Here is a 25,790-nt window from a genome sequence, read left to right as displayed (position 1 = left end):
GTTAGAATACCGGCCTGTCACGCCGGGGGTCGCGGGTTCGAGTCCCGTCCGCTGCGCCATATCTGTCTCAAGGCCTACTGAACGCCTTGGAGCACAAAGCAAGCCTCTGGCTACTTTGATCCGATAGCAAAGACCCTGGTCGAAAGACCGGGGTTTTTTGTGCCTGTGATTTGATAAGTGCGACCTGTAGGAGCCTGCAAACGGGCTCCTACAGGTTCGAGTCAGAATCCCAATTTGTCGCGTAGCCCGTAGTACCAGGCACCCATTGCCGCAAATGGTGTGCGCAACAGTTGCCCACCCGGGAACGGGTAGTGCGGCAGGTCGGCAAACGCGTCAAAACGCTCTGCCTGGCCTCGCAGTGCCTCTGCCAGTACCTTGCCCGCCAGGTGCGTATACGTCACGCCATGGCCGCTGCAGCCCTGTGAGTAGTAGATGTTGTCGCCCAGGCGACCCACCTGCGGCAAACGCGACAGGGTCAGCAGGAAATTGCCGGTCCAGGCGTAGTCTATCTTCACGTCCTTGAGTTTCGGGAAGGCCTTGAGCATCTTCGGGCGGATGATCGCTTCGATATTCGCCGGGTCGCGCGCGCCATACACCACGCCGCCGCCGAAGATCAGGCGCTTGTCGCGGGTGAGGCGATAGTAGTCGAGCAGGTAGTTGCAGTCTTCGACGCAGTAATCCTGCGGCAGCAACGTTCTCGCCAGCTCATCGCCCAAGGGGGCGGTGGTGATCACTTGTGTGCCGCACGGCATGGACTTGGCGGCCAACTCCGGCACCAGGTTGCCCAGGTAGGCATTCCCCGCGACGATGATGAACTTGGCCCTGACCTTGCCCTCGGCGGTATGCACCACCGGGTTGGCGCCGCGCTCGATACGCACGGCAGCGGATTGCTCGTAGATCGTGCCGCCCAGGGACTCCACGGCGGCCGCTTCGCCGAGTGCCAGGTTGAGTGGGTGGATGTGCCCCCCGCTCATGTCCAGCAAGCCGCCGACGTAGTTGTCACAGGCTACTACTTCGCGAATACGGCGTTCGTCCAGCAGCTCCAGTTGGGTGTGGCCGTAGCGCTCCCATAGACGCTTCTGTGACTCCAGATGGCCCATGTGCTTACTGTTGAGCGCGGCGAAAACACCACCATCCTTCAGGTCGCACTGAATCTGATACTTGGCCACCCGCTCACGAATGATCTTGCCGCCTTCAAACGCCATCTGCCCCAGCAGTTGCGCCTGCCTGGGGCCGACACTGCGCTCGATTACATCAATATCACGGCTGTAGCTGTTGACGATCTGCCCGCCATTGCGGCCCGAGGCGCCAAACCCCACCTTGGCGGCTTCCAGCACCGTCACGCGAAAACCGCTCTCCAACAGGAACAGGGCGCTGGAGAGGCCGGTGTAGCCGGCGCCGATCACGCACACATCGGTTTCGACGTCGCCTTGCAGGACTGGGCGAGGTGGAGCTGCATTCGCGGAAGCGGCGTAATACGACTGGGGGTAGGGGGTGTTCGCCATCCTGGAACCTCTGTTTTATATTTTTTACGAGTGCGCCGATCCTACCTGAGTTGAAAATTGCCTGCCAGCCACCCGAAATCCGCAGGTGTACCCCACGCAAATAAAAAATTCGCATATTCATAGGGTTAGCTGCAAAAAAGATGTTGACACCCCTCCGGAATTCCGTAGAATGCCGCCTCACAGCAGGCACGTAGCTCAGTTGGTTAGAGCACCACCTTGACATGGTGGGGGTCGTTGGTTCGAGTCCAATCGCGCCTACCAAACAAAATCCGCTCTGCTGGGCGGTCTAGAAGGGCTCACCGAAAGGTGGGCCCTTTTTTGTTGCCTGCGATTTGAAAAACTTTTGCAAACCCTCTCTTCAGCCCGTATCTCCAAGAAAAATCTGCAGCAACACCAGTTCAACTACCGCCACCAGCAGTAAAAACATCACGAACCCGAGTGAGAACACGCGTTTTCGCCGTGGTGGGGTGTAGTCGCCTGCGAACTCAAGCAGCTTCCAGATGAATTCGAAAAACTCGCTCATGATGAGGGCTTACTTGGCCTTGGCGTTCTTGATATCGCTGATCATCTGTTTGGCAATCGCCTGCACCTGCTTCTGCGTCATGGCCGAGGCAATGCCTTCCCAGGCGGATGACGAGGTGTCGTAGGTGCGCGAGCCAATCGGCGTGCCGGATTTCAGGTCGAAGTAATCCGCGCGGGAGAACACCCAGGCGTTGCCTACCAGCGCACCGGCTACATACCGTGAGCCCGGCTCGATGTAACGAAACTTGCTCACATTGATCTTGATGTCGACACCCTCTTCACCACTTGGTGCTACCGCCGTGCTTTCGGTGACGTTGAAGCCGGCCTGTCGGGCTTCGACCTGAAGCGCGTTGTTCCAGTCGCGCTTGAGCAGGTTCCAGTCCGGGTTTTGCTCGACTTGGCCTTCGCCCTTGATGCTCACCACGAGGTTGTGTTTCGCGGAGTCCGGGATCGCCAGCGCTGCGCTGCTGCCACTTTTTACCTTGGCGGCGCAACCACCCAGCATGGACAGCGCAACTGCGCAGGAGAGGGCGATCAGGGCCTTTTGGGTTTTCATTGAATTTCCGTATCCACAGCAGTTAGGAGGGAGAGGCGTGCGCAGGCCATTCGCGCAGGCCTGTTAAATAAGCGGCGCCAAGATGCGCGAATCCCTGCGGGTCTGTCCACATCTCGTTACATGCAGGCTGTGCAATCACCCACAAAATTTATTGGTTCGCAGCAACAATTTTTCTTGTTGGACACCTCCCGCCCCCAGGCAGCAAAGTTGCCGCCACTGACGCTCGACCTTCTGGGTCAACAATAAAAAAACCGAGCCGACTGCACGCCACTTCCTGCTGTGAACCCTTTGTTCACATCCTGCTGTAATGGCGCCGCAGCGCGCACTTAAGGACCTCACCGCCATGCAAACTGTTGTGAACTTATGGCCGTTGATCGGCGTACTGGTGATCGTGGTTGGCTTTGTATTGCGTATCAACCCTCTGTTGGTGGTCACCGCCGCCGCTATCGCCACCGGGCTTGCCGCCCATTTCCCCCTGGAAAAAATCCTCGCCACCATGGGCGATGGCTTCCTTCAGACCCGTGCCCTGCAATTGATTCTGTTGCTGCCCCTGGCGGTCATTGGACTGCTGGAGCGGCATGGGCTGCGCCTGCATGCGCAGAATTGGATTGCACGGTTCGAGCGCGCCACGGTCGGGCGCTTGTTGATCATCTATCTGTTTGTGCGTGAATCCACGGCCGCCATGGGCTTGACCAGCCTGGGCGGGCATCCGCAGATGGTGCGTCCGCTGCTGGCGCCGATGGCTGAAGGTGCAGCGGAAAAACGCTACGGCAAACTTCCCGAAAAACTGCGTCATAAAGTGCTGGCGATGTGCGCGGCAACTGACAATGTCGGCCTGTTTTTTGGTGAGGATATCTTTGTCGCCTTCGGTGCAATCGCCTTGATGCACACCTTCCTGCTGGGCTCGGGGATTGATGTGGAGCCGCTGCATATTGCGGTATGGGGGATTCCTACGGCGATCTGCGCCTTCATCATTCACGCGATCCGCCTGCATCGGTTTGACCGAAGGCTCACCCGAGAGATGACGCCGGCCGCTGCACCCGTGGAGGCCGCACAATGATTATTTCCATTCAATACCTGTATTGGCTGGCCGGGGTTCTGCTGCTGATCACGGCGGGCATGATCCTGATGGATCGCACCCATCCCAAACGCTGGACCAGTGCATTGTTCTGGCTGTTGTTCGCCATTCCATTCCTGATCGGTGAGCGTCTGCCGTCGGTGGCTATCGGGGTAGGCATAGTGGTCATGGCCTTGATAGCCGGCATGGGCGGCGTCGGCCGTGGCAAGCATGCCGAGCTGCACGACAAGGCATCCCGTGCCAGTGCTGGTCGCCTGGGGCACAAGCTGTTCATCCCGGCGTTGGCGATCCCGCTGACCACGGTGATCGGATCGGTGTTGCTCAAGCACACCGAGATCGGCGGAGTGCCGTTGCTGGACCCGAAAAACACGACCTTCGTTTCTCTCGGTATCGGCTGCCTGATCGCCCTTGGCTTGGCGTGCTGGTTGACCCGTGATACGCCGGTGCAGGCCTTGCGTGAATCCCGTCGCCTGACTGAAGCGCTGGGCTGGGCCATGGTGCTGCCGCAGATGCTGGCAATGCTGGGTTTACTGTTCAACGAAGCCGGGGTTGGTACGGCTGTCGCGCATGTCACCACTACCTATATCAACCTTGATTTCAAGTTGGTGGCGGTGATCGTCTATGTGCTGGGCATGGCGTTGTTTACGGTGATCATGGGGAATGGCTTTGCAGCTTTCCCTGTAATGACCGGCGGTGTCGGCGTGCCGGTGTTGGTGGGTATCTATGGCGGTAACCCCGCGGTGATGGCGGCGATCGGTATGTTCTCCGGCTACTGCGGTACCCTGATGACCCCGATGGCAGCCAACTTCAATATCGTCCCGGCGGCGTTGCTCGAGCTGCCGGACAAGAATGCGGTAATCAAGGCCCAGCTTCCGACCGCGTTGATGATGCTGGTGGTCAATATTGTGCTGCTTTATCTGTTGATGTGAGGCCGTGATGCAAATTGTACTGCTGACGGGTTTCGAGCCCTTTGATCAAGACCGGGTGAACCCCTCCTGGGAAGCCGTGCGCCAACTGGACGGCGTGCGACTGGAAAGCGATGTGCAGATTGTTGCGCGATTGCTGCCTTGCGCATTTGCCACGGCGGGCGCTTGCCTGACCGGGCTGATCGACGAGTTGCACCCGGCGATGGTGATTGCGACTGGCCTGGGGCCTGGGCGTAGCGATATCTCAGTCGAACGGGTGGCGATCAATATCAATGATGCACGCATCCCCGATAACCTCGGGGAGCAGCCTATCGATACGGCTGTCGTAGCCGGCGGCCCGGCGGCCTACTTCACGACCTTGCCGATCAAGGCGATGGTCAAGGCTGTGCGCGACGCGGGAGTCGCGGCCTCGGTATCGCAGACGGCTGGGACATTTGTGTGTAACCAGGTGTTTTATCTGTTGCAGCATGCGCTCGCAGGTTCTGGGGTACGCAGTGGGTTTATCCACGTACCTTTTCTGCCAGAGCAGGTGGCAGATTCACAGCGGCCCTCAATGGCGTTGGATACGTTGGTTGTGGGGCTGCAGTCAGCTGTGCTGGCGGCGTGGCAAACACCGGTGGATGTAGAGGAAGCGGGCGGGCAGGTCAGCTGATCGGCCCGACGCTCCTCAAATCGCAAACAGTCGAGTAAGCCCGAAGGTGATAGCGCAAGCCAGGCCTGTCATGGCGAATGCGGTTGCCACGTACCATTTGATAAGGTTCAGTTCAGTAGTTGCCAGGTCTGCCTTGGAAGCGAAGTGCTTGTCCATGGCGTCTGCCTTGCTCGAAACGGTGATCAGCTTCTCATTCATTTCAGCCAGCCCCTTTTCCAGTAAACCTAATCGCATTTCCATTTCAGGATCTCCATAATTTTACCGCTGCCGGCTCTCCCTTGAGCCCCTTGGGAAGCGAGACTAGTCTGGCTCGCGACCAGTGTTAAGAGACAAACCTTTGCAAAATAACACCGGGCGTTTGCGCTCAATCTTCCCGTCTAGGAAAGAACAACTCAAAACACGTCACACCTGCCTCACTGCTTACCCTGTACCGCCCGTTATGCAGTTGCATGATGGTTGCCACAATCGATAATCCCAACCCGTTGGACTGTGCAGAACGTTCCCGTGACTCATCCACCCGGTAAAACCGTTCGAACAGCCGCGGCAGATGCTCGGCGGCGATGGTCTCGCCCTGATTGCTGACCCTCAGGTGAATGCCATCGGCGCTTGGCACGGCGCGGATCTCCAGCTCGGTACGTGGCGCACCATATTTGATGGCGTTGGCGCACAGGTTCGCCAGCGCCCTGCGCAGCAGCATCGGCTCCGCCCAGATCACGCCTTCACCTTCTGCGTGAATGCTGATATCCGCATCACCCGCCAAGCCCTCAAAGTACTCGGCGATGCGCTCCACCTCGTCCCAGGCACTGAGTTCCTGGCGTTGCCGCAAAGCACTGGCCGGGTCGGTGCGCGCGAGGAACAGCATGTTATCGAGCATCCGCGCCAGGCGTTCAAGCTCTTCCACATTGGACGCCAACAACTGCTGATAACTTTCAATGCTGCGGTGCTGTTGAAGGGCGACCTGTGTTTCCCCCAGCAAATTGTTGATGGGGGTGCGCAGCTCGTGGGCCATGTCGGTGGACACCTGACCCAGTTGGACAAAGCCCTTGGCCAGCCGCTCAAGCATGGTATTGAATGAATCAATCATCGGCAGCAGTTCTTTAGGCGCACCGTGGCTGTCGAGGCGTTCAGCGAGGTTGCCGACGCCAATGCCTTGAGCGTGCCGGGCCAGGCGTCGCAACGGTAACAGCCCGCGATGAACCAGCAGGTAGCCGACCAGGGCCAGGATGAGTGCGGCAATGCTCGCCAGGATATAAACGCTCAGGCGATAGCTGGCGAGTACGCTGGTGCGCTCGGTCATCAGGCGCCCCGTGGTGACTTGCAGGCTGCCCAGGTCGCCGGAGTCGATGGACGCGGCGACGGTGGCGAAGGGTACGCCGTTGATGCTGGGAAAATGGTGTACGTCGGCGAGCGTCAGTTCGTGGTTCTTGGGGACCGGGGGTATGGAAGGCAGGTCGATATTGCCGGGATTGACCGTCAGCAATGGCTTCTGTCCTGGCGCGGCGATGCTCAGTACCGATTCGCGGTTGCCGAGCATGTTCTGGAACAACTCCGGCTTGGTCTTGATCAGGTCCAGGGTGTTGCTGTCATTGAGCAGGTTGCGCAACTGATCTATGCGGTAGATCAAGGCCGCGTCGTCACGCATGATCAATTCCCGCTCCAGTTCGCGATACAGCGCCACACCGAGGGTCGCCAGCAGGGCGAAGGCGAGGAGGGCGAAGATCAACGCCAGGCGCAGGGTCAGGGAGTAATGACGGCGTGTGTTCATGGCTGGGTATCGAAACGGTAGCCGATGCCACGCACGCTGTGGATCAGCTTGAGCTGGAACGGGTCGTCGATTTTCAGGCGCAGGCGCCGTACGGCCACGTCGACCACGTTGGTGTCGCTGTCGAAATTCATGTCCCACACCCGCGAGGCGATCAGCGAGCGGGACAGCACCTGGTCCTGATGAGTGGCGAACAGGTGCAGCAAGGCGAACTCTTTGTTGGTCAGGGTGATGCGGGTGCCGGCGCGGGTGACACGGCGTTTGAGCACGTCGATTTGCAGGTCGGCGATCTGCAGTTGTTCCTCTTCCCGGCTTGGGCCGCGACGGGTCAGGGTTCGTAAGCGTGCCACCAGTTCAGCGAAGGAAAAAGGCTTGATCAGGTAATCATCGGCACCCAGCTCCAGGCCCTTGATGCGGTCGGCAATGTCGTCGCGAGCCGTCAGGAAAAGTACCGGCGTATCGGCTTCCTTTCGCAGGCGGCGCAGCACCTCCCAGCCGTCCATTTTCGGCATCATCACATCCAGCACGATCACGTCGAACGCTGTTTCCAGGGCCTGGTGCAAACCGTCCACGCCGTCACGGGCGAGGCTGACGGAGTAACCCAGTTCCTGCAGGCCGTTGAGCAGGTAATTGCCGGCCTTGGGTTCGTCTTCGACTACAAGAATGTTCATGGGAAGTGCCCTGTCTCAATGCGTGGCGCAAGTGTAGCCCGATCAATTGTCGCTGGCGCAACCGATGCCCTGGACCTGGTAGTCCAACACATGTTCGCGACCCTGGCTGTCCAGGTAGTCGAGGCGCGCCGGGACGATGCCGCATTGGCCGTAGGTGTCGGTGCTCGACAGCACTTTGGCCACATCCAGGTGCACGAAGAAGCCGGTTTTGTCATGGATCACAGGTTCTGCGGCAAGCACGGAACCGGTAGCGAGCAGAGCGGTAAAGCCGAGGACAAACAGTTTCATGGTGGTATCTCTCTTTAAGGGTTGGCTGCCAGATCGTGACAGTGAGTTCACGGTAACCAGGCACCCCGAACAGCCAACCAACAGGATGATGACAAGTTTGTAATGCGCGGCTCAGGGCTGGCGGCCAGAGGCCTCGAGGATCAGGTCGGTGATTTCCTTGGCGTGGGACACCAGCGACAGGTGGCTCGAAGGCAGCTCGATGGTGGTGGCGTTCATGCGCTTGGCGAGGAAGCGCTCCAGGTCCGGATTGATGGTCTGGTCATTCGCCGACACTGCATACCAGGAAGGCTTGGTGTGCCAGGCGGCGTTGACGGTGCGACCGCTGAACAGGGTCTTGGCGATGGGCTGCTGCACGGCGTACAGCTCCATGGCCTTGGCATGCGGCACATCGCCGGCAAAGTATTTGAGGAAGGCCTCCTGGCTCAGGGTAAGGTAGCCGTCGTGGTCTTCAACGCCGGCCCGTACCGGCATGCTCGGATACTTTGCCGAGAGTGCGACAAAGTCTTCATTGGCGTCAGGCGCGCGGGCGGCCACGTACACCAGGGCGCTGACCTTCGGGTTGGCCCCGGCGTCGCTGACCACGGTGCCGGCGTAGGAGTGGCCGACCAGCACGGTGGGGCCGTCTTGCTGGTCCAGTACACGGTTGGTGGCGGCCACGTCGTTGGCCACCGAGGTTAGCGGGTTCTGCACGGCAGTGACATGCAGACCGGCGGCCTGGAGGCGGGTGATCACCTCGGACCAGCTCGAGCCGTCAGCCCAGGAACCATGCACCAGCACCACGTTATCGGCTTTGACCGACGCCACGTTGCCGGCCATGGCGGTGCCCGTGCCCAGCATCAGCAGGCTGGCGGCGATCAGGCAGAGTTTGCTTGCAGGTTTCATGGGGGGACCCTTTTCATCAGTAGGAAGTGGCGTCATCCGGTGTGGGTGACTGACGATTCCACTGTATGAAGTGAGGGTGCTGGTAAGACTTACCGCTCCATTACAAACCTGTAATGCAATCTACGGATCACCTCGGTAGCGTTTACAAGCACCGAGGTGATCCGTAGATTGCATCGGCCTATCATTTTTCCGCCCATGAGGAATTCGCTCAGTGTCTATCCGAGCTTCAGCCGTGTTCAACCGCCGTTACCGTGCCTTTTTGTTTGATATGGATGGGACCTTGCTCAACTCCATTGCCGCTGCCGAGCGGGTGTGGAGCATCTGGGCTGAACGTCATGGGCTGGATGTGGCGGCTTTTTTGACGACTATTCACGGCGCCCGCGCGATCGACACCATTACGCGCCAGGCATTGCCGGGCGTCGATCCCGAGGTTGAAGCGCAGTGGATCACCGAGGCTGAAATCAATGATGTCGAAGGTGTTGTGGCGATTTCCGGCGCCGTGGCGTTTCTGAACCGTCTGCCGGGTGATCAATGGGCGTTGGTCACTTCTGCCCCCAGGGAGTTGGCGTTGCGCCGACTGCAAGCAGCGGGCATTGCGCCGCCGGCGGTATTGGTGACGGCTGAAGACGTGGCCGTCGGCAAGCCGAATCCGGCTTGTTACGTTTTGGGGGCGCAACGCCTGGGTGTGCCGGTGCAGGAATGCCTGGTGTTTGAAGATGCGGCGGTGGGTATTCGTGCGGGAGAGGCCGCAGGCGCGGATGTGATGGTCGTGACGTCGACGCATCGCACGCCTGTGGCCACTGACCACCCTTCGATAGACGGGTACCAGCAGTTGGACGTACAGCGTGACGCAGATGGCTTGTTGTACTTGAAGAGTCGGGCGGGCTGATACGAAAAGGCCAAACTCGTGCTGTGACGCTGTTGATAGCGGTGCCTGCTAGCGATGAGCGCGATGTCACTGACGCGTTTGCCGGCACAACCTGCGTTGCACGGACTTCTGGATAGGTTTGAGACAAAACAGGAACAAGTACCCGCAAAGCAGCAGCGCCAAGTCCAGCCCCGAATGAGGAGCGGCGGAGCCTGAGCCTTCGATTGCATACTTCAAACCATAGGCCAGCCCTGCGAAGACCCATCCTATCGATAAGGCGATCATCCAAGACGTGTAGGCAAATGGCGGTGGGGGCCTGGGCCGCATCGACATGCTCCTGAATGCACACGGATGGCTGAGTGTCAGTCAGAAGATTCGGCTGAGAATGAAACAACAAGTTCCGGGCGTGAAGACAGTTTCATCTTTCCATGAAGATGAACGCATTGGTGGCGTCAGTCACGCAGCAATGACAAGAGCGGTGTGAAGAGGTTTTCGCCAGCCATTACAGTGCACGAAAGGGCTGGCTACTGAGGGCGCTTCAAGGCGTCTGGTTTTTGTCCGGGGCAGTCAAACCGGCCTGGATGCGCTGGTAGATCTCCTCGCGATGCACGGCAACATCCTTGGGTGCGTTGATGCCGATTCTTACTTGCTGGCCGCTGACGCCCAGGATGGTGATCGTGATGTCATCACCGATGTTTATGCTTTCACCAACTTTGCGGGTGAGTATCAGCATGGACTTCTCCTTGATTACTTTTAAGGACACATGTTTCAGACAGGGCAGGTGTCGGATGTGTGTAGCTTACTGCTAAGCGCTTCCCTGTGACTGCCTCTTTTTAGGACGCATAGAGGCGACATTAATTCCCATGGCGGCATCATACAGGTCTGCGATACATGATTCGCATTGTTTAAGCCAACGTTTATGACGGCCAGAATAGACAGTGAATGATAAAGTCGCCTCTTTATCTTTAAAGGAGCAGGGCAGTGCGTAAAGTAGCGATGGCAATGGCGGTGTTGGCATTGGCCGGTTGCGGTGAGGGCAAACGCGTGGAGGCCCCCAGGAGCAAGCCTGTCGTGACCGAAAACCAGCCTCGAACCGGCGCGATTGCTGCCCAGGAATGGGATGTGTGGGTCGGTCCGCCGGACCACAAGCTACAGGCCATCACCGACCTTACGGCCTGGTTGCTGGAACATGGTTTCAACTTTTACATCGTGAAGGTTGACGGCAAGGACGAAGTCTTGCTGGGGCCGTTCGCGACCAAGGCTGAAGCGGAGGCCAAGCAGGCACTGCTCAACGAGAAAATGGCGCGCGCCAAGAAAACCGATACCGAATCGCAGGTTATCGAGCACAAGGCGGCACAGTAACGCGCCGGGTGGGCGGGAGTTTCGCCCATTTTCAACTACAGGCTTTCAGATTCACCGGGCCGACAAACTCATTGCCGCGCCCCATCACACACGCCACTGTCTGGTTACGCTGGCGCTCCCAGGCCTGCACCGGGTAGGTCTTGTTCCAGGCTTCGTACAACTGGCGATCCTGTTTCGACAGTCGCAAGCCGTACTGTTTGCTCATATAAAAATAGGTGCGGGCGATCATTCCCCGGATGGAAGGGCGCGGCATGACCTTCTTGGCCTTGAAATCCACTTGAGTCAGGCAAGACCCATACTGCCCGCTTTGTACCGGCAGCCAGCCAAAACTGAAGTTATTTCGGTCACCGTTGACCTCACCGATGCTGGGTACCAGGTTGTGCAGGTCCGCTTCGGCACGCTTGAACACGTCATCATGGCGCGTGCAGTTCTTACGCCCACCGTCCTGCCAGCATTGGCGCTGATGCCCGATCTGCCAGGCGGGAACAATGTGCTCCCATTCGATGCGTGCGGCACGATTGGCGTTTTTGCGGGGGATGTAGCCACAGGCTTTCAAGTCCACGCGATTGCCCGTGTACTTGCAACCGCAATAGAACTCGGTGGATTGTGGAGCGTAGAGCTTCCAGGCGATTTTCTTGGCTTCACTGAACGTGCGTGGCGCCTGGGCGTGGGCGGTGACAGCAAAAAACAGGCAGCACACCGCGATAAAACGGACACTCATTGAATCAATCTTCCTTCGGTACAACCCAGAAAATCTGTACGCCACCGTCGTCACGATAGGCGAGGGTGACGTTGTCGTTCTCTGCTATTTCCTCCAGCAAGCGCGCCCATTCATCCTCGGGCTCGTCCGGCAAACGGAAGATCAACGCTGCCTTGGCTTTCTGGGCGTTGGTTGAATTGATGATCTTTTGCACGCGAATAGCCAGGCGTTCGTAGGCATCAGGTGCGGTTGGCACTGCGGAAGAGGACTTTGCCACGGAGTATTCCTTAATAGGCTGTACGCACATACAGTATTTAACTGTAGGCGATTTCGCAACTACTTAAAATTCAAGAAGTTCGTCTTACAGCAATTCAGGCAATTGGGTGTAGGGCGGGGCGGGATGGTGCAGGAGCGAGCATGCTCGCTCCTGCAGGGGGACAGTCAGGAATCAGTATTCCCAGAACATGCGCTGCAGCTCTTTGCTGTCTTGGGTCTTGGTCAAGGCGACCATGGCCAGGATGCGGGCTTTCTGCGGGTTCAGGTCGAGTGCAGCCACCCAGTCGTATTTGTCGTCAGGCTGTTCGGCGTTGCGCAAAACCATGCCACCGGCATTCACGTGGGAAGAGCGAATGATCTGTACACCCTGTTTGCGCAGTTCCACCAGGGCAGGTACGACTTTGGAGGACACGGAGCCGTTGCCAGTGCCGGCGTGGATGATGGCTTTGGCGCCTGCTTGAGCCAGGGCCTTGTAGGCAGTGTCGCTCACGTTGCCGTAGCCATAGGCGATCTCGACGTCCGGCAGGCTCTTGATGTTCTTGATATCGAATTCCGAATCCATGGTGTGACGCTTGGCCGGCAAGCGGAACCAGTAGGATTTTCCTTCAACCACCATGCCCAGTGGGCCCCATGGGCTCTTGAACGCTTCGGTCTTGATATTGATCATCTTGCTGACGTCGCGACCCGACTGGATCTCGTCGTTCATGGTGACCAGCACGCCTTTGCCGCGTGCATCCTTGCTGCCCGCCACGGCCACAGCGTTGTACAGGTTGAGCATGCCGTCCGCCGACATGGCGGTGCCTGGTCGCATGGAGCCGACCACCACGATTGGCTTGTCGGTTTTCTCCACCAGGTTCAGGAAGTAGGCGGTTTCTTCGAGGGTGTCGGTACCGTGGGTGATCACGATGCCGTCCACATCCTTGCTGTCGGCCAGTTCGGCGACGCGGCGACCCAGTTGCAGCAGGTTGTCATTGTTGATGCTTTCGGACGCAATTTGCATCACTTGCTCGCCACGCACATTGGCGATCTGGCTAAGCTCAGGAACACCAGCGATCAATTGCTCGATACCGACTTTCGCTGCCTGGTAGGTGGCGCTGTTGGCTGCGCTGGCACCGGCGCCGGCAATGGTACCGCCGGTGGCGAGGATCACCACGTTGGACAGTTTGGTCTTGGTTTCAACTTCCTTTGCCTGGGCGGCAACGGGGAACAACAGCAGGAGGGCTAACGCGCCCGGAACAAAAGTCTTCAGTGCAGATTTCATTATTTTTCTCTCTGGTTTTTGATGAGTGCTGTAGCAGGTTCATCTAGAACACCCGTGCGGTTCTGAATGCCACGAGGTGATGAGGTAGAGCAGGATCTATACCAGGCTCAGCGTAAACGCTAAAACAATTTAAATTATTGATTTATAACAGTTAATATTGATTTTTCGAGCTTGTTGATCATGTGGGTGTCCGGCTTTCCGAACATCGCACTGCATTGCGTTCGGTTGTCCGAAAAAGTTGATCGCCTGGCTCTGGGGGATGCATGAATGGTGCGTTCCAGCCTGTCGTTTCAGACAACGATAGGAAGTGTGTGATGTTTAGCTGCATCTATGCCCAAGCGTGAGGGACGGCCTGGATGAAAGGCTGTTTTCAACCGTTGACAAATCTCGACAAGTTTCTCATAGTTTGAACAACGCAAACGTTTGCGAGATGTTTCACGAAGTACTCATTGAGTATCGTGACAGCTCGTATCAGTCCCCCGGGTGGGAAGGCTGCCGAAGGGGTCTTCGGTGCAAGCGTTGCTCACAATAATCATAAGATCGGAGTGAACCCATGAAGCTGCCATTCGCTGGACGTCTTCTTGCTGTCGCTGTGCTTGCCGCCGCATCCGCTGCCCTGCCTCTCTCCTCTGCATTTGCCGATGACGCCGCCAAACCCAAGGTCGGCCTGGTCATGAAATCCCTCGCCAATGAATTCTTCGTCACCATGCAGGACGGTGCCAAGACGTATCAGAAAGAGCACGCCGCCGATTTCGACATGATCACCAACGGGATCAAGAACGAAACCGACACCAGCGCGCAGATTGATATCGTCAACCAGATGATCCTCGCCAAGGTCAACGCCATCGTGATCGCGCCTGCCGATTCGAAGGCACTGGTCACCGTGCTGAAGAAGGCCTCGGATGCCGGTATCAAGGTCGTCAACATCGATAACCGCCTCGACCCGGATGTGCTTAAAAGCAAGAACCTCGATATCCCGTTCGTAGGCCCGGACAACCGTAAAGGCTCGAAACTGGTGGGTGACTACCTGGCCAAGCAACTGGCCTCGGGTGACAAGGTCGGCATCATCGAAGGTGTGCCGACCACCACCAACGCCCAGCAACGTACCGCAGGCTACAAGGACGCGATGGACGCTGCCGGCATGAAGATTGTGTCCACTCAATCCGGCAACTGGGAAATCGACCAGGGCCAGAAAGTGGCGTCCGCCATGCTGAGCGAATACCCGGACCTCAAGGCCCTGCTGGCCGGTAACGACAACATGGCCCTGGGCGCAGTCTCCGCCGTGCGTGCGGCAGGCAAAGCCGGCAAGGTGCTGGTCGTAGGCTACGACAACATCGAAGCCATCAAGCCGATGCTGCAGGACGGTCGTGTGCTGGCGACCGCTGACCAGGCCGCTGCGCAGCAAGCCGTGTTCGGTATCCAGAATGCGCTCAAGCTGGTCAAGGGTGAGAAAGTCGATGCCAAGGACGGCGTGATCGAGACCCCGGTCGAACTCGTCCTCAAGAAGTAATTCCGGCAATACCCCAACAGCGCCCGCTCGTCCTGGGCGGGCGCCTGGAGATTTTCCTATGTCATCTTCCGCCCCGAACGCTGTCCTCTCGGTCAGCGGTATCGGCAAGACCTATGCCCAACCGGTTCTGTCCGACATCACCCTGACGCTCAATCGTGGGGAAGTGCTGGCGCTGACCGGTGAAAACGGCGCAGGCAAAAGTACCTTGTCGAAGATCATCGGCGGGCTGGTCACGCCGACCACCGGGCAGATGCAGTTCAACGGCCAGGATTATCGCCCTGGCAGCCGCACCCAGGCTGAAGAGCTGGGCGTGCGCATGGTCATGCAGGAACTCAACCTGCTGCCGACGCTGACCGTTGCCGAAAACCTGTTCCTGGATAACCTGCCCAGCCACTGCGGCTGGATCAGCCGCAAGCAACTGCGCAAGGCGGCGGTCGAGGCCATGGCCCAGGTCGGGCTGGACGCTATCGACCCTGACACCCTGGTTGGCAGCCTGGGCATTGGTCATCAGCAAATGGTCGAAATCGCACGCAACCTGATCGGCGATTGTCACGTGCTGATCCTTGACGAACCCACGGCCATGCTCACGGCCCGTGAAGTCGAGATGCTGTTCGAACAGATCACCCGTCTGCAGGCCAGGGGCGTGGCGATCATCTATATTTCGCACCGGCTGGAAGAGCTGGCCCGTGTTGCCCAACGTATTGCGGTACTGCGCGACGGCAAGCTGGTCTGTGTCGAGCCGATGGCCAACTACAACAGCGAGCAACTGGTCACCTTGATGGTCGGTCGTGAGCTGGGCGAGCACATCGACCTGGGCCCGCGAACCATCGGGGGGCCGGCGCTGACCGTAAAAGGCCTGACCCGCTCGGACAAGGTCCGCGACGTGTCCTTTGAAGTGCGTGCGGGCGAGATCTATGGCATCTCCGGCTTGATCGGTGCCGGCCGTACTGAATTGTTGCGCCTGATCTTCGGCGCCGACCTGGCCGACAGCGGCACCGTGGCGCTCGGTTCGCCGGCCCAGGTGGTGAGCATCCGCTCGCCCGTGGACGCGGTAGGCCACGGCATTGCCCTGATCACCGAAGACCGCAAGGGTGAAGGGCTGCTGCTGACCCAGTCCATCAGCGCCAACATCGCTCTGGGCAATATGCCGGAAATCTCTGGCGGTGGGGTGGTCAACAGCCGCGACGAAACCGCCTTGGCCAAGCGTCAGATTGACGCCATGCGCATCCGCAGTTCCAGTCCGGCGCAGTTGGTCTCCGAACTGTCTGGCGGTAACCAGCAGAAGGTAGTTATTGGCCGCTGGCTGGAGCGCGACTGCTCGGTGATGCTGTTCGACGAGCCAACCCGCGGCATCGACGTGGGTGCCAAGTTCGATATTTATGCCTTGCTGGGCGAGTTGACCCGCCAGGGCAAAGCGCTGGTGGTGGTGTCCAGCGACCTGCGTGAGCTCATGCTGATCTGCGATCGCATCGGTGTATTGTCCGCCGGGCGCTTGATCGAGACGTTCGAGCGCGACAGCTGGACCCAGGATGAATTGCTCGCCGCCGCCTTCGCCGGCTATCAGAAACGTGATGCGCTGCTCAACGACGCAGTGCTTAGGGATACCCCATGAAAACCACAACTTCCCCTGGCAAGACCGGCGGCAACTTCTATGGCCTGGGTACCTACCTGGGTCTTGCGGGTGCCTTGCTGGCGATGATTGCGCTGTTCTCGGTGCTCAGCGATCACTTCCTGTCCTATGACACCTTCAGTACCCTGGCCAACCAGATTCCGGACCTCATGGTGCTGGCGGTGGGCATGACTTTCATCCTGATCATCGGCGGGATCGACCTGTCGGTGGGCTCGGTGCTGGCACTGGCTGCATCGGCCGTCAGCGTGGCGATCCTCGGCTGGGGCTGGAGCGTGTTGCCGGCTGCCGTACTGGGCATGGGCTGTGCGGCCTTGGCCGGCACCATCACCGGCTCGATCACCGTGGCCTGGCGCATTCCGTCGTTTATCGTCTCCCTCGGCGTGCTGGAAATGGCCCGGGGCGTCGCCTACCAGATGACCGGCTCGCGCACCGCCTACATCGGGGATTCGTTCGCCTGGCTGTCCAACCCGATTGCCTTTGGTATCTCGCCGTCGTTCATCATCGCGTTGCTGGTGATCATCGTCGCGCAGTTGGTGTTGACCCGTACTGTGTTTGGTCGTTACCTGATAGGTATCGGCACCAACGAAGAGGCCGTGCGCCTGGCGGGGATCAATCCAAAGCCCTACAAGATCCTGGTGTTCAGCCTCATGGGCCTGCTGGCCGGCGTGGCGGCGCTGTTCCAGATTTCGCGCCTGGAAGCGGCGGACCCGAACGCCGGCTCCGGCCTGGAGCTGCAAGTGATTGCGGCTGTGGTGATCGGCGGCACCAGCCTGATGGGCGGGCGCGGCTCGGTAATCAGTACTTTCTTTGGTGTGTTGATTATTTCGGTACTGGCGGCTGGCCTGGCGCAGATCGGTGCCACGGAACCGACCAAGCGCATCATCACCGGTGCCGTGATCGTGATTGCCGTGGTACTCGATACCTACCGCAGCCGGCGCGCCAGTCGGCGGGGTTGAACCATGGCAACCATCAAGGATGTGGCAGCGCTTGCGGGTATTTCCTACACCACGGTGTCCCATGTGGTGAACAAGACCCGCCCGGTCAGTGAGCCGGTGCGCATCAAGGTTGAAGCGGCGATCAAGCAGCTCGACTACGTGCCCAGTGCCGTCGCGCGCTCACTCAAGGCCAAGACCACGGCCACCATCGGTTTGCTGGTGCCCAACAGCCTCAACCCGTATTTTGCGGAGTTGGCTCGCGGCATCGAGGATTACTGCGAGCGTAACGGCTACTGCGTCATCCTGTGCAACTCCGACGACAACGCTGAAAAGCAGCGCAACTATTTGCGCGTGTTGCTGGAAAAGCGCATCGACGGCTTGATCGTCACATCGGTGGGCGGCGATGACAGTGGCCTCGCCGCCGGCTTGAGCGCAGTGCGCACGCCCATGGTGATCGTCGACCGGGCGCTGGATGGCATTGATGTGGACCTGGTGCGTATCGATCACGAGGAGGGCGCCTACCTGGCGACCCGGCACCTGCTCGAATTGGGCCATCGCGACATTGCTTGCATTGGCGGCCCTGCCCATACCCGTGTCGCACAAATGCGTTTGGCGGGCTTTCACCGTGCGTTGCGCGAGGCCGGTGTCGAGGTGGCTGCCAACCGCACCCAGGAAAGCGATTTCACCAGCACGGGCGGTTATGCCGCCGCTGTGCAATTGCTGGCGCAAAACCCGCCCAGTGCGATTTTTGCCAGTAACGACATGATAGGTTTCGGCGTATTGCGTGCAGCGGCAGAGCGCAATATCCGCGTACCCGGCGAGCTGTCTGTGATCGGTTTCGATGACATTCAAATGAGCCGTTACGTCTACCCGGCGCTGACCACGGTCGGGCAGTCGATCGTGCAGCTGGGCGAGACGGCCGCCGAGCTTTTACTGCGAAGAATTGCAACACCCCAAATGCCATTCGATCAACGCATCGTGACGCCGAGCATCGTGTTGCGTGAGTCGACGGCACCTGTCTCCGGTACGTTCGCCCAATACCGCTGAACCGAATTGATGAGTACTGATGTATGCCAGCAAAAGTAGTGGTAATAGGCAGCTTGAACATGGACCTGGTCACCCGTGCCAGCCGTTTGCCCCGTGCCGGTGAAACCTTGATCGGCCAGACATTCTCAACCGTACCTGGCGGCAAGGGTGCGAACCAGGCGGTAGCCTCCGCACGCTTGGGGGCCGATGTGTCGATGATCGGCTGTGTCGGCAGCGATGCCTATGGCATCCAGTTGCGCGATGCGTTGGTGGTGGAAGGCATCGATTGCCAGGCCGTCAGCACCGTGGACGGTTCCAGTGGCGTGGCCTTGATCGTGGTCGACGACAGCAGTCAGAACGCGATTGTGATCGTGGCGGGCAGTAACGGCGAACTGACGCCAGCCTCATTGCAGGCGTTTGATGCGGTGCTGCAGACGGCTGAGGTGATCGTCTGCCAGTTGGAAGTGCCGATGAATACGGTAGGCTATGCCCTCAAGCGCGGTCGTGAGCTGGGCAAGACGGTGATCCTCAACCCTGCACCGGCCAGCGCGCCGTTGCCGGCCGAGTGGTACGCCTCGATCGACTACCTGATCCCCAATGAAAGCGAAGCTGGCGCACTGAGTGGCGTGGCCGTCGACTCCATTGACAGTGCCAAGGCCGCGGCCACCCAACTGATCCAGGCGGGCGCCGGCAAAGTCATCGTCACCCTGGGTTCTCAGGGCGCACTGTTTACCGACGGCCAGAATTTCGAGCACCTGCATGCGCCCAAGGTCAAGGCGGTAGACACAACGGCAGCGGGTGATACGTTCGTCGGTGGCTTTGCTGCGGCGTTGGCCAACGGCAAGAGCGAGGCCGAGGCCATTCGTTTTGGCCAGGTCGCGGCGGCATTGTCGGTCACCCGCGCCGGTGCGCAGCCCTCTATTCCAACGCTGCATGACGTACAAGGTTTTGTGCCCTCATGAAAAAGACACCTCTGCTCAATATTGCCCTGTCGCGTGTGATCGCCTCCCTGGGGCACGGTGACATCCTCGTGATCGGTGACGCTGGCCTGCCAGTGCCGCCGGGTGTCGAGTTGATCGACCTGGCGTTGACCCAGGGCATCCCGGATTTCATCAGCACCTTGCGTATCGTGCTCAGCGAGATGCAGGTTGAACGCCATGTGCTGGCGGAAGAAATCCTGCTCAAGCAACCACCGGCGCTGGTCGAGCTCAATGCGCTCACAGAGCAGGCGGCCCTCGGTGAGCGGCGCCTGGTCAGCCATGACGAATTCAAGCAGCTCAGCCACAAGGCGCGCGCGGTGGTGCGCACTGGCGAATGCCAGCCTTACTGCAATATCGCGCTGGTGTCCGGCGTAACGTTCTAGCGTTCTCAACGACAAGGAGTGTTTTATGCAATATGGTCTTCCCACCCTGAAAAACCTGTTCCGGAGTGTTCTGCTTTTGTCTGCACTCACTGCTGCAAGCGCCCAGGCGGCGGAAAAAATCGACCTGATCATCGACACCGACCCAGGCGCCGATGATGTGGTGGCATTGTTGTTTGCCATGGCCTCCCAGGATGAGCTGAACATTCGCGCGCTCACCACCGTCGCCGGCAACGTGCGCCTGGACAAGACCTCCCGCAATGCACGCCTGGCCCGTGAATGGGCGGGGCGCGAGGACATCCCGGTGTACGCCGGTGCGCCCGCACCGCTGCTGCGCACGCCGATCTACGCCGAGAATATCCACGGTAAGGAGGGCATTTCCGGCGTCACCGTGCATGAGCCGAAAAAGGGCCTGGCGGACGGCAATGCCGTTGATTACCTGATCAATACCCTCAGCACTGCCAAGCCGCACAGCATCACCATCGCGATGCTCGGCCCGCAGACGAACCTGGCGCTGGCGCTGACCCAGGCACCGGAAATCACTCAGGGCATCAAGGAAGTGGTGGTAATGGGCGGCGCGCACTTCAACGGCGGCAATATCACGCCGGTGGCGGAGTTCAACCTGTTCGCCGACCCGGTCGCGGCTGAGATTGTGCTCAAGAGCGGTGTCAAGCTGACCTACCTGCCGCTGGACGTGACCCACAAGGTTCTGACCAGCGAAGCGCGCCTGAAAAAGATCGCCGACCTCAAGAACAACGCGAGCAAGGTGGTTGGCGATATTCTCAATGAATACGTCAAGGGCGACATGGAGCACTACGGTATTCCCGGCGGCCCGGTGCATGATGCAACCGTTATTGCCTACCTGCTCAAGCCTTCGCTGTTCAGCGGACGTGAGGTCAACGTGGTGGTGGACAGCCGTGAAGGCCCAACCTTCGGCCAGACCATCGTCGACTGGTACGACGGCCTGAAACAACCGAAGAACGCGTTCTGGGTGGAGAACGGTGATGCCCAGGGCTTCTTCGATCTGCTGACCGAGCGCCTGGCGCGTCTGAAGTAATGGGTTGACCGGTCCGGCCGGTTTTTATTCGCGCTCGGGGTTGTGTGCCCCCATGTGATCGGCCGGGTATTTCTCGAATATCTGGCCGATGAACGCTTGGGCTGCCTGCGTACCCAGTTCCTTGACCAGCAGGTCGATGCCGATGATTGCCAATTCCTCTGGGCTGCCGGGGCTGTAGGAGCTTTGTCCTTGGGGCCACTTGGCTTTGATATCGGCTTGGAGCGTTACGGTGGTCATGTAGGTCTCACGGGGCTGAAAGTACTGGGCAATGCGCTGGAACGCGGTTCTTACCGGGCCAGTTAACCATTTTGCATCGCGTTTGGCACTGATACTTAGGCATGAGTCGATTCGGCATGACGCTGCTGCTGTGCGACACTGTCCGCCTGTTTAATTGCCGGGGACACCACGTGCAGATCGATTTGAACAACCCCGAGAACCTGACGCTGGCGAATGTGCGCCAGCTCCTCGCCAGTGCCAGTGACGATGAACATGCTCAGTTGCGGGTGACCAAGGCCGGAATTGCCTATATCTCTTCAGGGAGGGTTGTCGGTGGCGTGGATATCGATGGGCTGCTGTTCCGGCTGGAGACTTGGGCCAAGGGTTCCGGATACGTAGGGAATGTGGCCGCCAGTGATGAAGTCTGGGTGACACAGATCTTCAATGCACTGAAGGAAAACTGGCCGAAGCCTGCGTTCGACTACATCGATATCTATTGAGCACATTCATATCCGGTCACGATTGAGCGGGCGAATGCCTGTCCCGACTCAGGCAAACTTGCCCGGTGGCGGTTTACGTCTTGAAACCAATCCGCACAATCGCTGTCGCACGATCTCTGTCCATTTTTATCATAGGAGGCTTCATGCCTTGGAAGCTCGCATCATTCGGTACTTTGTTGGCGGCACTTGCGTTGGCGGGTTGCAGCACCCCGGGTGCCTCTGAGCCAGCCAAAGACGCCGCCGTGACCGACGCCGGTCATAGCCGCTGTGAGTCGAAGGCTGCCGAATTCACGATCGGCCAGAAAGCCTCGCCCCAGTTGCTGGAGCAGGCGCGTACCCGTGCCGGCGCGCAGAACGCGCGGATCCTCAAGCCGAATGACATGATCACCCTGGAATACCGCTCCGACCGCCTCAACCTGAACACCGATGACAACCTGGTGATCACGCGGGTCAATTGCGGCTAAGTCTCTCAAGGCTTTTGCAGTGCCCATAAAAAACCCCGTCACATGGACGGGGTTTTTTTAGCTCAGCGGAGAATTACTCGCCGCGAACCTGTGCAGCTTGCATACCCTTTTGGCCTTTCTCAGCCACGAAGGAAACGGTTTGGCCTTCTTTCAGGCTTTTGAAACCGTCGCTTTCGATAGCTTTGAAGTGTACGAACAGGTCGTCACCGCCACCTTGAGGAGTGATGAAGCCGAAGCCTTTTTCATCGTTGAACCATTTAACGGTGCCGGTTTGGCGATTAGACATGGTGTATCTCCAAGAAACATATATTTTCAGTAGTGCTGTGCTGCTCAGGCCAACTGGGCACACCGGGCTATCATAGTCGAAATGTTCGGCTTGGGAGCCCCCCCAAGGCATTGTTTGCTAATCAATAGCGTTGCGTTTAGTCCCTGTTCCGGCTGAAAGCCCCGATCTACGGGGCTTGCGCCCGAAATATCAACTGGTAAAAAAAGCCGTAAAAGCTGCGTAATTTGTGAGAAATGGCAGTTTTACAGCCGTTTTACCGGTAAAAAAACCGTCTGATCTGTGGCAGATATTACTTTTTCTTCACGACTTTGCAGGACGAAATAGCCGCGACTGCTTTGTTTTTAAGCTCCGGGCTGGCGTTCTGGTTGGTCATGAGCTCTTTGATTTCCGCAGTGCTCAATTCGGCGTTGATCTTGTCGGCGCCACATTCGCAGTGGGCTTTGGCAGTTTTGACGTCTACGTTCTGGCTGGCGGCTGCGCTGCAATCGCTGACGAAGCTGTCACGGGCACCGGCAGGCCAGTTGGACGGAGCGGCCGCCTGTGCACCGAGGGAAAGAAGGGTCAGGGAAGCGGCGAGAGCGAGGGTAGAGGTAAAACGCATCATGAGGATGCTCCTTTGGGTCGAGGACGAACGGCGATTCTCAGTGGGTTTGAGGCATTGCGTACAGCTCAAGTTCACTTTTGCAGCTATAAATGGTGGATTTTGTCGTAACGCAAGATAGCAGCGCCGCGATGACCGTTCATCTGTGCTAGCATCTTGCGCTTGGCTATTTCCAGGCGTGCCAATTGCCGCCTTGCCAGGTTCTTTTTAGCTCACTCCAGTCACTCTGGTTCGATTATCGGTTGGCCGAAAGGCTCCTGCCGCTGTAAGGCAGGCGTTCATCATTGAACGGCCTGGTGTTGGATCTTGTACTGGCTCATCCCAACCCACGTGACCTTTGGTAGGGGTCACCACTAGGAGAGGAGGCGCCATGCCAACTATTACTCTTCCCGACGGCAGTCAACGTTCATTCGATCATCCGGTTTCCGTAGCCGAGGTCGCCGCATCCATTGGTGCAGGCCTGGCCAAGGCCACTGTAGCCGGCAAGGTCGACGGCAAGCTGGTCGATGCCAGCGACCTGATCACCAGCGACGCCAGCCTGCAAATCATCACGCCCAAGGATCAAGAGGGGCTGGAGATCATTCGCCACTCTTGCGCGCACTTGATTGGCCATGCGGTCAAGCAGCTGTACCCCACCGCGAAGATGGTGATCGGCCCGGTCATTGAAGAAGGCTTCTATTACGACATTGCCTACGAGCGTCCTTTCACTCCGGACGACCTGGCTGCCATCGAACAACGCATGCACGCGCTGATCGAAAAAGACTACGACGTGATCAAGAAGGTCACGCCGCGCGCCGAAGTGATCGACGTGTTCACCGCCCGTGGCGAAGACTACAAACTGCGCCTGGTGGAAGACATGCCGGACGAGCAGGCCATGGGCCTGTACTACCACGAAGAATACGTCGACATGTGCCGTGGCCCGCACGTGCCGAACACACGCTTTCTCAAGTCCTTCAAGCTGACCAAGCTGTCCGGCGCCTACTGGCGTGGCGACGCGAAGAACGAGCAACTGCAGCGGATCTATGGCACTGCCTGGGCTGACAAGAAGCAACTGGCGGCCTACATCCAGCGCATCGAAGAAGCCGAGAAACGCGACCACCGCAAGATCGGCAAGCGCCTGAACCTGTTCCACCTCCAGGAAGAAGCGCCGGGCATGGTGTTCTGGCATCCGAACGGCTGGACCCTGTACCAGGTGCTCGAGCAATACATGCGCAAAGTTCAGCGCGAAAATGGCTACCTGGAGATCAAGACACCTCAGGTCGTTGACCGCAGCCTGTGGGAAAAGTCCGGGCACTGGGCCAACTACGCCGACAACATGTTCACCACCCAGTCGGAAAACCGCGACTACGCCATCAAGCCCATGAACTGCCCTTGCCACGTGCAGGTGTTCAACCAGGGCCTGAAGAGCTACCGCGAGTTGCCGATGCGCCTGGCCGAGTTCGGTGCCTGCCACCGTAACGAGCCATCGGGTGCGCTGCACGGCATCATGCGCGTGCGTGGTTTTACCCAGGACGACGCCCACATCTTCTGCACCGAGGAGCAGATGCAGGCCGAATCCGCCGCGTTCATCAAGCTGACCATGGACGTTTATCGTGATTTCGGCTTTACCGAAGTCGAGATGAAGCTGTCCACTCGTCCGGAAAAACGCGTCGGCTCCGACGAACTGTGGGACCGCGCCGAAGCGGCACTGGCCGCTGCGCTCGACAGTGCGGGCCTTGCGTACGACCTGCAACCGGGCGAGGGCGCTTTCTACGGTCCGAAGATCGAGTTCTCGCTGAAAGATTGCCTTGGCCGCGTCTGGCAGTGTGGTACCCTGCAGCTCGATTTTAACCTGCCGATCCGTCTGGGAGCCGAATACGTCTCCGAAGACAACAGCCGTAAGCACCCGGTTATGCTGCACCGGGCGATCCTTGGCTCGTTCGAACGGTTCGTCGGGATCCTGATCGAGCACTACGAGGGTGCATTCCCTGCGTGGCTGGCTCCGACCCAGGCAGTGATCATGAATATCACTGATAAACAGGCAGATTTTGCCGCTGAAGTTGAAAAAACACTCAACGAAAGCGGATTTCGTGCCAAGTCCGACTTGAGAAATGAAAAGATCGGCTTTAAAATCCGCGAGCATACTTTGCTCAAGGTTCCCTATCTTTTGGTTATCGGAGATCGGGAAGTCGAGATGCAGACTGTCGCTGTGCGTACTCGTGAAGGTGCTGACCTGGGCTCGATGCCCGTCGCCCAGTTCGCTGAGTTCCTCGCGCAAGCGGTTTCCCGGCGTGGTCGCCCAGATTCGGAGTAATTATTATTAAGCGTGAAATGAGACAAGATAAACGAGCTGCACCGAAAGCCCCGATCAACGAGAATATCTCGGCACGCGAGGTTCGGTTAATTGGCGCTGACGGCGAGCAGATTGGCATCGTCTCGATTGATGAAGCGCTTCGTATCGCTGAAGAGTCCAAACTGGACCTGGTGGAAATCTCCGCCGACGCAGTCCCGCCTGTTTGCCGGGTGATGGACTACGGCAAGTCGATCTTCGAAAAGAAGAAGCAGATTGCTGCGGCGAAGAAGAACCAGAAGCAGATTCAAGTAAAAGAAATCAAGTTTCGTCCAGGGACGGAGGAAGGGGATTACCAGGTAAAACTGCGCAACCTGGTACGTTTCCTGAGTGATGGGGACAGGGCCAAGGTATCCTTGCGATTCCGCGGCCGTGAGATGGCCCACCAGGAACTGGGGATGGAACTCCTCAAGCGGGTTGAAGCTGACCTGCTCGAGTACGGTTCGGTCGAACAGCATCCTAAGATGGAAGGACGCCAGCTGATCATGGTCATCGCCCCGAAAAAGAAGAAGTAATCAACAGGGCACGGCAGGCCTTCTGATTATGTTTATCAACTGAATGCGGAGT

The 25,790-nt window shown here is 58.6% G+C and carries 31 protein-coding genes and 1 tRNA gene; 17 read left to right on the top strand and 15 right to left on the bottom strand.

Going from position 1 to position 25,790, the window contains the following annotated elements; translation table 11 throughout:
* Window positions 1-221 precede the first annotated feature (221 nt).
* Complete coding sequence (locus BFN10_RS26545) at window positions 222-1,505, bottom strand: NAD(P)/FAD-dependent oxidoreductase (protein ID WP_071492208.1); 1,284 nt, start codon at window positions 1,503-1,505, stop codon at window positions 222-224.
* 184 nt (window positions 1,506-1,689) lie between these two features.
* Here BFN10_RS26545 and BFN10_RS26540 point away from each other — a divergent pair.
* A tRNA-Val gene (locus BFN10_RS26540) sits at window positions 1,690-1,766 on the top strand.
* A gap of 97 nt (window positions 1,767-1,863) precedes the next feature.
* Here BFN10_RS26540 and BFN10_RS29540 read toward each other — a convergent pair.
* Window positions 1,864-2,028, bottom strand: coding sequence for a hypothetical protein (locus tag BFN10_RS29540; RefSeq protein WP_156792149.1), 165 nt, complete (start codon window positions 2,026-2,028; stop codon window positions 1,864-1,866).
* Between the two features lie 9 nt (window positions 2,029-2,037).
* Window positions 2,038-2,583, bottom strand: coding sequence for a DUF4410 domain-containing protein (locus tag BFN10_RS26535; RefSeq protein ID WP_071492207.1), 546 nt, complete (start codon window positions 2,581-2,583; stop codon window positions 2,038-2,040).
* A 343-nt stretch (window positions 2,584-2,926) separates the two neighbouring features.
* On the opposite strand from BFN10_RS26535, the gene BFN10_RS26530 reads away from it, so the two are divergent.
* The 3 genes from BFN10_RS26530 to pcp are packed head-to-tail and all read left to right on the top strand — an operon-like array spanning window position 2,927 to window position 5,239.
* Window positions 2,927-3,643: a DUF969 domain-containing protein gene (locus BFN10_RS26530; protein ID WP_071492206.1), complete on the top strand. Its 717-nt coding sequence runs from the start codon at window positions 2,927-2,929 to the stop codon at window positions 3,641-3,643.
* Window positions 3,640-4,590, top strand: a complete 951-nt coding sequence (locus BFN10_RS26525) for a DUF979 domain-containing protein (RefSeq protein ID WP_071492205.1) — start codon at window positions 3,640-3,642, stop codon at window positions 4,588-4,590. Before BFN10_RS26530 ends, BFN10_RS26525 begins: the two co-directional genes overlap by 4 nt.
* 7 nt (window positions 4,591-4,597) lie before the next feature.
* On the top strand, window positions 4,598-5,239 hold the full coding sequence (gene pcp, locus BFN10_RS26520; protein ID WP_071492204.1) for a pyroglutamyl-peptidase I: 642 nt from the start codon (window positions 4,598-4,600) through the stop codon (window positions 5,237-5,239).
* A 15-nt stretch (window positions 5,240-5,254) separates the two neighbouring features.
* Here the strand turns inward: pcp and BFN10_RS26515 are convergent, their stop codons facing one another.
* The 5 genes from BFN10_RS26515 to BFN10_RS26495 form a co-directional block, all read right to left on the bottom strand.
* Window positions 5,255-5,479 (bottom strand): hypothetical protein, encoded by a 225-nt coding sequence (locus BFN10_RS26515; protein ID WP_058426270.1) that lies wholly within the window; start codon window positions 5,477-5,479, stop codon window positions 5,255-5,257.
* Window positions 5,480-5,603: 124 nt separating this feature from the next.
* A complete protein-coding gene (locus BFN10_RS26510) occupies window positions 5,604-7,004 on the bottom strand; it encodes a heavy metal sensor histidine kinase (protein WP_071492203.1) in 1,401 nt (466 codons plus the stop codon).
* Window positions 7,001-7,672: a heavy metal response regulator transcription factor gene (locus BFN10_RS26505; protein WP_071492202.1), complete on the bottom strand. Its 672-nt coding sequence runs from the start codon at window positions 7,670-7,672 to the stop codon at window positions 7,001-7,003. Before BFN10_RS26505 ends, BFN10_RS26510 begins: the two co-directional genes overlap by 4 nt.
* Before the next feature lie 42 nt (window positions 7,673-7,714).
* Window positions 7,715-7,960 carry a DUF2790 domain-containing protein gene (locus BFN10_RS26500; protein ID WP_071492201.1) on the bottom strand — a complete coding sequence of 82 codons (246 nt, stop codon included), beginning with the start codon at window positions 7,958-7,960 and terminating at the stop codon, window positions 7,715-7,717.
* Window positions 7,961-8,071: 111 nt separating this feature from the next.
* The gene (locus BFN10_RS26495) at window positions 8,072-8,842 is read right to left on the bottom strand and encodes an alpha/beta fold hydrolase (RefSeq protein ID WP_071492200.1); all 771 of its coding nucleotides are present in this window, start codon (window positions 8,840-8,842) and stop codon (window positions 8,072-8,074) included.
* Between the two features lie 211 nt (window positions 8,843-9,053).
* On the opposite strand from BFN10_RS26495, the gene BFN10_RS26490 reads away from it, so the two are divergent.
* Window positions 9,054-9,731 (top strand): HAD-IA family hydrolase, encoded by a 678-nt coding sequence (locus BFN10_RS26490; RefSeq protein ID WP_071492199.1) that lies wholly within the window; start codon window positions 9,054-9,056, stop codon window positions 9,729-9,731.
* A 517-nt stretch (window positions 9,732-10,248) separates the two neighbouring features.
* Here the strand turns inward: BFN10_RS26490 and csrA are convergent.
* Window positions 10,249-10,443, bottom strand: a complete 195-nt coding sequence (gene csrA / locus BFN10_RS26480; protein ID WP_003192511.1) for a carbon storage regulator CsrA — start codon at window positions 10,441-10,443, stop codon at window positions 10,249-10,251.
* 263 nt (window positions 10,444-10,706) lie between these two features.
* Between csrA and BFN10_RS26475 the strand changes: the two genes are divergently transcribed.
* The gene (locus BFN10_RS26475) at window positions 10,707-11,072 is read left to right on the top strand and encodes a penicillin-binding protein activator LpoB (protein ID WP_071492197.1); all 366 of its coding nucleotides are present in this window, start codon (window positions 10,707-10,709) and stop codon (window positions 11,070-11,072) included.
* Window positions 11,073-11,103: 31 nt separating this feature from the next.
* Here the strand turns inward: BFN10_RS26475 and BFN10_RS26470 are convergent, their stop codons facing one another.
* The 3 genes from BFN10_RS26470 to BFN10_RS26460 all read right to left on the bottom strand — a co-directional run bounded on the left by BFN10_RS26470 (window position 11,104) and on the right by BFN10_RS26460 (window position 13,309).
* Window positions 11,104-11,793 carry an endonuclease gene (locus BFN10_RS26470; RefSeq protein ID WP_071492196.1) on the bottom strand — a complete coding sequence of 230 codons (690 nt, stop codon included), beginning with the start codon at window positions 11,791-11,793 and terminating at the stop codon, window positions 11,104-11,106.
* A 4-nt stretch (window positions 11,794-11,797) separates the two neighbouring features.
* Window positions 11,798-12,049, bottom strand: coding sequence for a DUF1654 domain-containing protein (locus tag BFN10_RS26465; RefSeq protein ID WP_083351486.1), 252 nt, complete (start codon window positions 12,047-12,049; stop codon window positions 11,798-11,800).
* A gap of 171 nt (window positions 12,050-12,220) precedes the next feature.
* Window positions 12,221-13,309: an asparaginase gene (locus BFN10_RS26460; protein WP_071492194.1), complete on the bottom strand. Its 1,089-nt coding sequence runs from the start codon at window positions 13,307-13,309 to the stop codon at window positions 12,221-12,223.
* 553 nt (window positions 13,310-13,862) lie between these two features.
* On the opposite strand from BFN10_RS26460, the gene BFN10_RS26455 reads away from it, so the two are divergent.
* Genes BFN10_RS26455 through BFN10_RS26425 form a run of 7 tightly spaced genes read left to right on the top strand, consistent with a single transcriptional unit; the run spans window position 13,863 to window position 20,827 of the window.
* Window positions 13,863-14,819: a sugar ABC transporter substrate-binding protein gene (locus BFN10_RS26455; protein WP_016978157.1), complete on the top strand. Its 957-nt coding sequence runs from the start codon at window positions 13,863-13,865 to the stop codon at window positions 14,817-14,819.
* A 58-nt stretch (window positions 14,820-14,877) separates the two neighbouring features.
* On the top strand, window positions 14,878-16,431 hold the full coding sequence (locus tag BFN10_RS26450) for a sugar ABC transporter ATP-binding protein (RefSeq protein WP_071492193.1): 1,554 nt from the start codon (window positions 14,878-14,880) through the stop codon (window positions 16,429-16,431).
* A complete protein-coding gene (locus BFN10_RS26445; protein WP_017528200.1) occupies window positions 16,428-17,405 on the top strand; it encodes an ABC transporter permease in 978 nt (325 codons plus the stop codon). The genes BFN10_RS26450 and BFN10_RS26445 overlap by 4 nt, the downstream gene beginning before the upstream one ends.
* Window positions 17,406-17,408: 3 nt before the next feature.
* Window positions 17,409-18,431, top strand: a complete 1,023-nt coding sequence (locus BFN10_RS26440) for a LacI family DNA-binding transcriptional regulator (protein ID WP_071492192.1) — start codon at window positions 17,409-17,411, stop codon at window positions 18,429-18,431.
* Between the two features lie 23 nt (window positions 18,432-18,454).
* Window positions 18,455-19,372, top strand: a complete 918-nt coding sequence (gene rbsK / locus BFN10_RS26435) for a ribokinase (RefSeq protein WP_071492191.1) — start codon at window positions 18,455-18,457, stop codon at window positions 19,370-19,372.
* The gene (gene rbsD / locus BFN10_RS26430; protein ID WP_071492190.1) at window positions 19,369-19,773 is read left to right on the top strand and encodes a D-ribose pyranase; all 405 of its coding nucleotides are present in this window, start codon (window positions 19,369-19,371) and stop codon (window positions 19,771-19,773) included. The genes rbsK and rbsD overlap by 4 nt, the downstream gene beginning before the upstream one ends.
* Before the next feature lie 25 nt (window positions 19,774-19,798).
* Window positions 19,799-20,827 (top strand): nucleoside hydrolase, encoded by a 1,029-nt coding sequence (locus BFN10_RS26425; RefSeq protein ID WP_071492189.1) that lies wholly within the window; start codon window positions 19,799-19,801, stop codon window positions 20,825-20,827.
* A 24-nt stretch (window positions 20,828-20,851) separates the two neighbouring features.
* Here the strand turns inward: BFN10_RS26425 and BFN10_RS26420 are convergent, their stop codons facing one another.
* Entirely contained in the window at window positions 20,852-21,064 is a 213-nt protein-coding gene (locus BFN10_RS26420) for a hypothetical protein (RefSeq protein ID WP_015884938.1), read from the bottom strand.
* A 170-nt stretch (window positions 21,065-21,234) separates the two neighbouring features.
* On the opposite strand from BFN10_RS26420, the gene BFN10_RS26415 reads away from it, so the two are divergent.
* Complete coding sequence (locus tag BFN10_RS26415; protein WP_071492213.1) at window positions 21,235-21,543, top strand: hypothetical protein; 309 nt, start codon at window positions 21,235-21,237, stop codon at window positions 21,541-21,543.
* A 143-nt stretch (window positions 21,544-21,686) separates the two neighbouring features.
* Complete coding sequence (locus tag BFN10_RS26410) at window positions 21,687-22,007, top strand: I78 family peptidase inhibitor (RefSeq protein WP_071492188.1); 321 nt, start codon at window positions 21,687-21,689, stop codon at window positions 22,005-22,007.
* Between the two features lie 73 nt (window positions 22,008-22,080).
* Here the strand turns inward: BFN10_RS26410 and BFN10_RS26405 are convergent, their stop codons facing one another.
* Window positions 22,081-22,293, bottom strand: a complete 213-nt coding sequence (locus tag BFN10_RS26405; RefSeq protein ID WP_003234260.1) for a cold-shock protein — start codon at window positions 22,291-22,293, stop codon at window positions 22,081-22,083.
* 289 nt (window positions 22,294-22,582) lie between these two features.
* Window positions 22,583-22,897, bottom strand: a complete 315-nt coding sequence (locus BFN10_RS26400; protein ID WP_016978147.1) for a hypothetical protein — start codon at window positions 22,895-22,897, stop codon at window positions 22,583-22,585.
* A gap of 367 nt (window positions 22,898-23,264) precedes the next feature.
* Between BFN10_RS26400 and thrS the strand changes: the two genes are divergently transcribed.
* Together thrS and infC are read left to right on the top strand one after the other, a co-directional pair.
* The gene (gene thrS / locus BFN10_RS26395; protein ID WP_003192490.1) at window positions 23,265-25,187 is read left to right on the top strand and encodes a threonine--tRNA ligase; all 1,923 of its coding nucleotides are present in this window, start codon (window positions 23,265-23,267) and stop codon (window positions 25,185-25,187) included.
* The gene (gene infC / locus BFN10_RS26390) at window positions 25,187-25,738 is read left to right on the top strand and encodes a translation initiation factor IF-3 (protein WP_169850653.1); all 552 of its coding nucleotides are present in this window, start codon (window positions 25,187-25,189) and stop codon (window positions 25,736-25,738) included. The genes thrS and infC overlap by 1 nt, the downstream gene beginning before the upstream one ends.
* Window positions 25,739-25,790: the final 52 nt, after the last annotated feature.

The organism is Pseudomonas extremorientalis (assembly GCF_001870465.1).
GTDB classification, from domain to species: Bacteria; Pseudomonadota; Gammaproteobacteria; order Pseudomonadales; family Pseudomonadaceae; genus Aquipseudomonas; species Aquipseudomonas extremorientalis.
The sequence above is the reverse complement of the archived record's forward strand: the minus strand, read 5'-3'. Positions and strand labels throughout refer to the sequence as shown.

Coding starts and splice junctions, on each gene's coding strand:
- BFN10_RS26545 (WP_071492208.1), bottom strand. CDS start 1,505: ATGGCGAACACCCCCTACCCCCAGTCGTATTACGCCGCTTCCGCGAAT.
- BFN10_RS29540 (WP_156792149.1), bottom strand. CDS start 2,028: ATGAGCGAGTTTTTCGAATTCATCTGGAAGCTGCTTGAGTTCGCAGGC.
- BFN10_RS26535 (WP_071492207.1), bottom strand. CDS start 2,583: ATGAAAACCCAAAAGGCCCTGATCGCCCTCTCCTGCGCAGTTGCGCTG.
- BFN10_RS26530 (WP_071492206.1), top strand. CDS start 2,927: ATGCAAACTGTTGTGAACTTATGGCCGTTGATCGGCGTACTGGTGATC.
- BFN10_RS26525 (WP_071492205.1), top strand. CDS start 3,640: ATGATTATTTCCATTCAATACCTGTATTGGCTGGCCGGGGTTCTGCTG.
- pcp (WP_071492204.1), top strand. CDS start 4,598: ATGCAAATTGTACTGCTGACGGGTTTCGAGCCCTTTGATCAAGACCGG.
- BFN10_RS26515 (WP_058426270.1), bottom strand. CDS start 5,479: ATGGAAATGCGATTAGGTTTACTGGAAAAGGGGCTGGCTGAAATGAAT.
- BFN10_RS26510 (WP_071492203.1), bottom strand. CDS start 7,004: ATGAACACACGCCGTCATTACTCCCTGACCCTGCGCCTGGCGTTGATC.
- BFN10_RS26505 (WP_071492202.1), bottom strand. CDS start 7,672: ATGAACATTCTTGTAGTCGAAGACGAACCCAAGGCCGGCAATTACCTG.
- BFN10_RS26500 (WP_071492201.1), bottom strand. CDS start 7,960: ATGAAACTGTTTGTCCTCGGCTTTACCGCTCTGCTCGCTACCGGTTCC.
- BFN10_RS26495 (WP_071492200.1), bottom strand. CDS start 8,842: ATGAAACCTGCAAGCAAACTCTGCCTGATCGCCGCCAGCCTGCTGATG.
- csrA (WP_003192511.1), bottom strand. CDS start 10,443: ATGCTGATACTCACCCGCAAAGTTGGTGAAAGCATAAACATCGGTGAT.
- BFN10_RS26475 (WP_071492197.1), top strand. CDS start 10,707: ATGGCAATGGCGGTGTTGGCATTGGCCGGTTGCGGTGAGGGCAAACGC.
- BFN10_RS26470 (WP_071492196.1), bottom strand. CDS start 11,793: ATGAGTGTCCGTTTTATCGCGGTGTGCTGCCTGTTTTTTGCTGTCACC.
- BFN10_RS26460 (WP_071492194.1), bottom strand. CDS start 13,309: ATGAAATCTGCACTGAAGACTTTTGTTCCGGGCGCGTTAGCCCTCCTG.
- BFN10_RS26455 (WP_016978157.1), top strand. CDS start 13,863: ATGAAGCTGCCATTCGCTGGACGTCTTCTTGCTGTCGCTGTGCTTGCC.
- BFN10_RS26450 (WP_071492193.1), top strand. CDS start 14,878: ATGTCATCTTCCGCCCCGAACGCTGTCCTCTCGGTCAGCGGTATCGGC.
- BFN10_RS26445 (WP_017528200.1), top strand. CDS start 16,428: ATGAAAACCACAACTTCCCCTGGCAAGACCGGCGGCAACTTCTATGGC.
- BFN10_RS26440 (WP_071492192.1), top strand. CDS start 17,409: ATGGCAACCATCAAGGATGTGGCAGCGCTTGCGGGTATTTCCTACACC.
- rbsK (WP_071492191.1), top strand. CDS start 18,455: ATGCCAGCAAAAGTAGTGGTAATAGGCAGCTTGAACATGGACCTGGTC.
- rbsD (WP_071492190.1), top strand. CDS start 19,369: ATGAAAAAGACACCTCTGCTCAATATTGCCCTGTCGCGTGTGATCGCC.
- BFN10_RS26425 (WP_071492189.1), top strand. CDS start 19,799: ATGCAATATGGTCTTCCCACCCTGAAAAACCTGTTCCGGAGTGTTCTG.
- BFN10_RS26420 (WP_015884938.1), bottom strand. CDS start 21,064: ATGACCACCGTAACGCTCCAAGCCGATATCAAAGCCAAGTGGCCCCAA.
- BFN10_RS26410 (WP_071492188.1), top strand. CDS start 21,687: ATGCCTTGGAAGCTCGCATCATTCGGTACTTTGTTGGCGGCACTTGCG.
- BFN10_RS26405 (WP_003234260.1), bottom strand. CDS start 22,293: ATGTCTAATCGCCAAACCGGCACCGTTAAATGGTTCAACGATGAAAAA.
- BFN10_RS26400 (WP_016978147.1), bottom strand. CDS start 22,897: ATGATGCGTTTTACCTCTACCCTCGCTCTCGCCGCTTCCCTGACCCTT.
- thrS (WP_003192490.1), top strand. CDS start 23,265: ATGCCAACTATTACTCTTCCCGACGGCAGTCAACGTTCATTCGATCAT.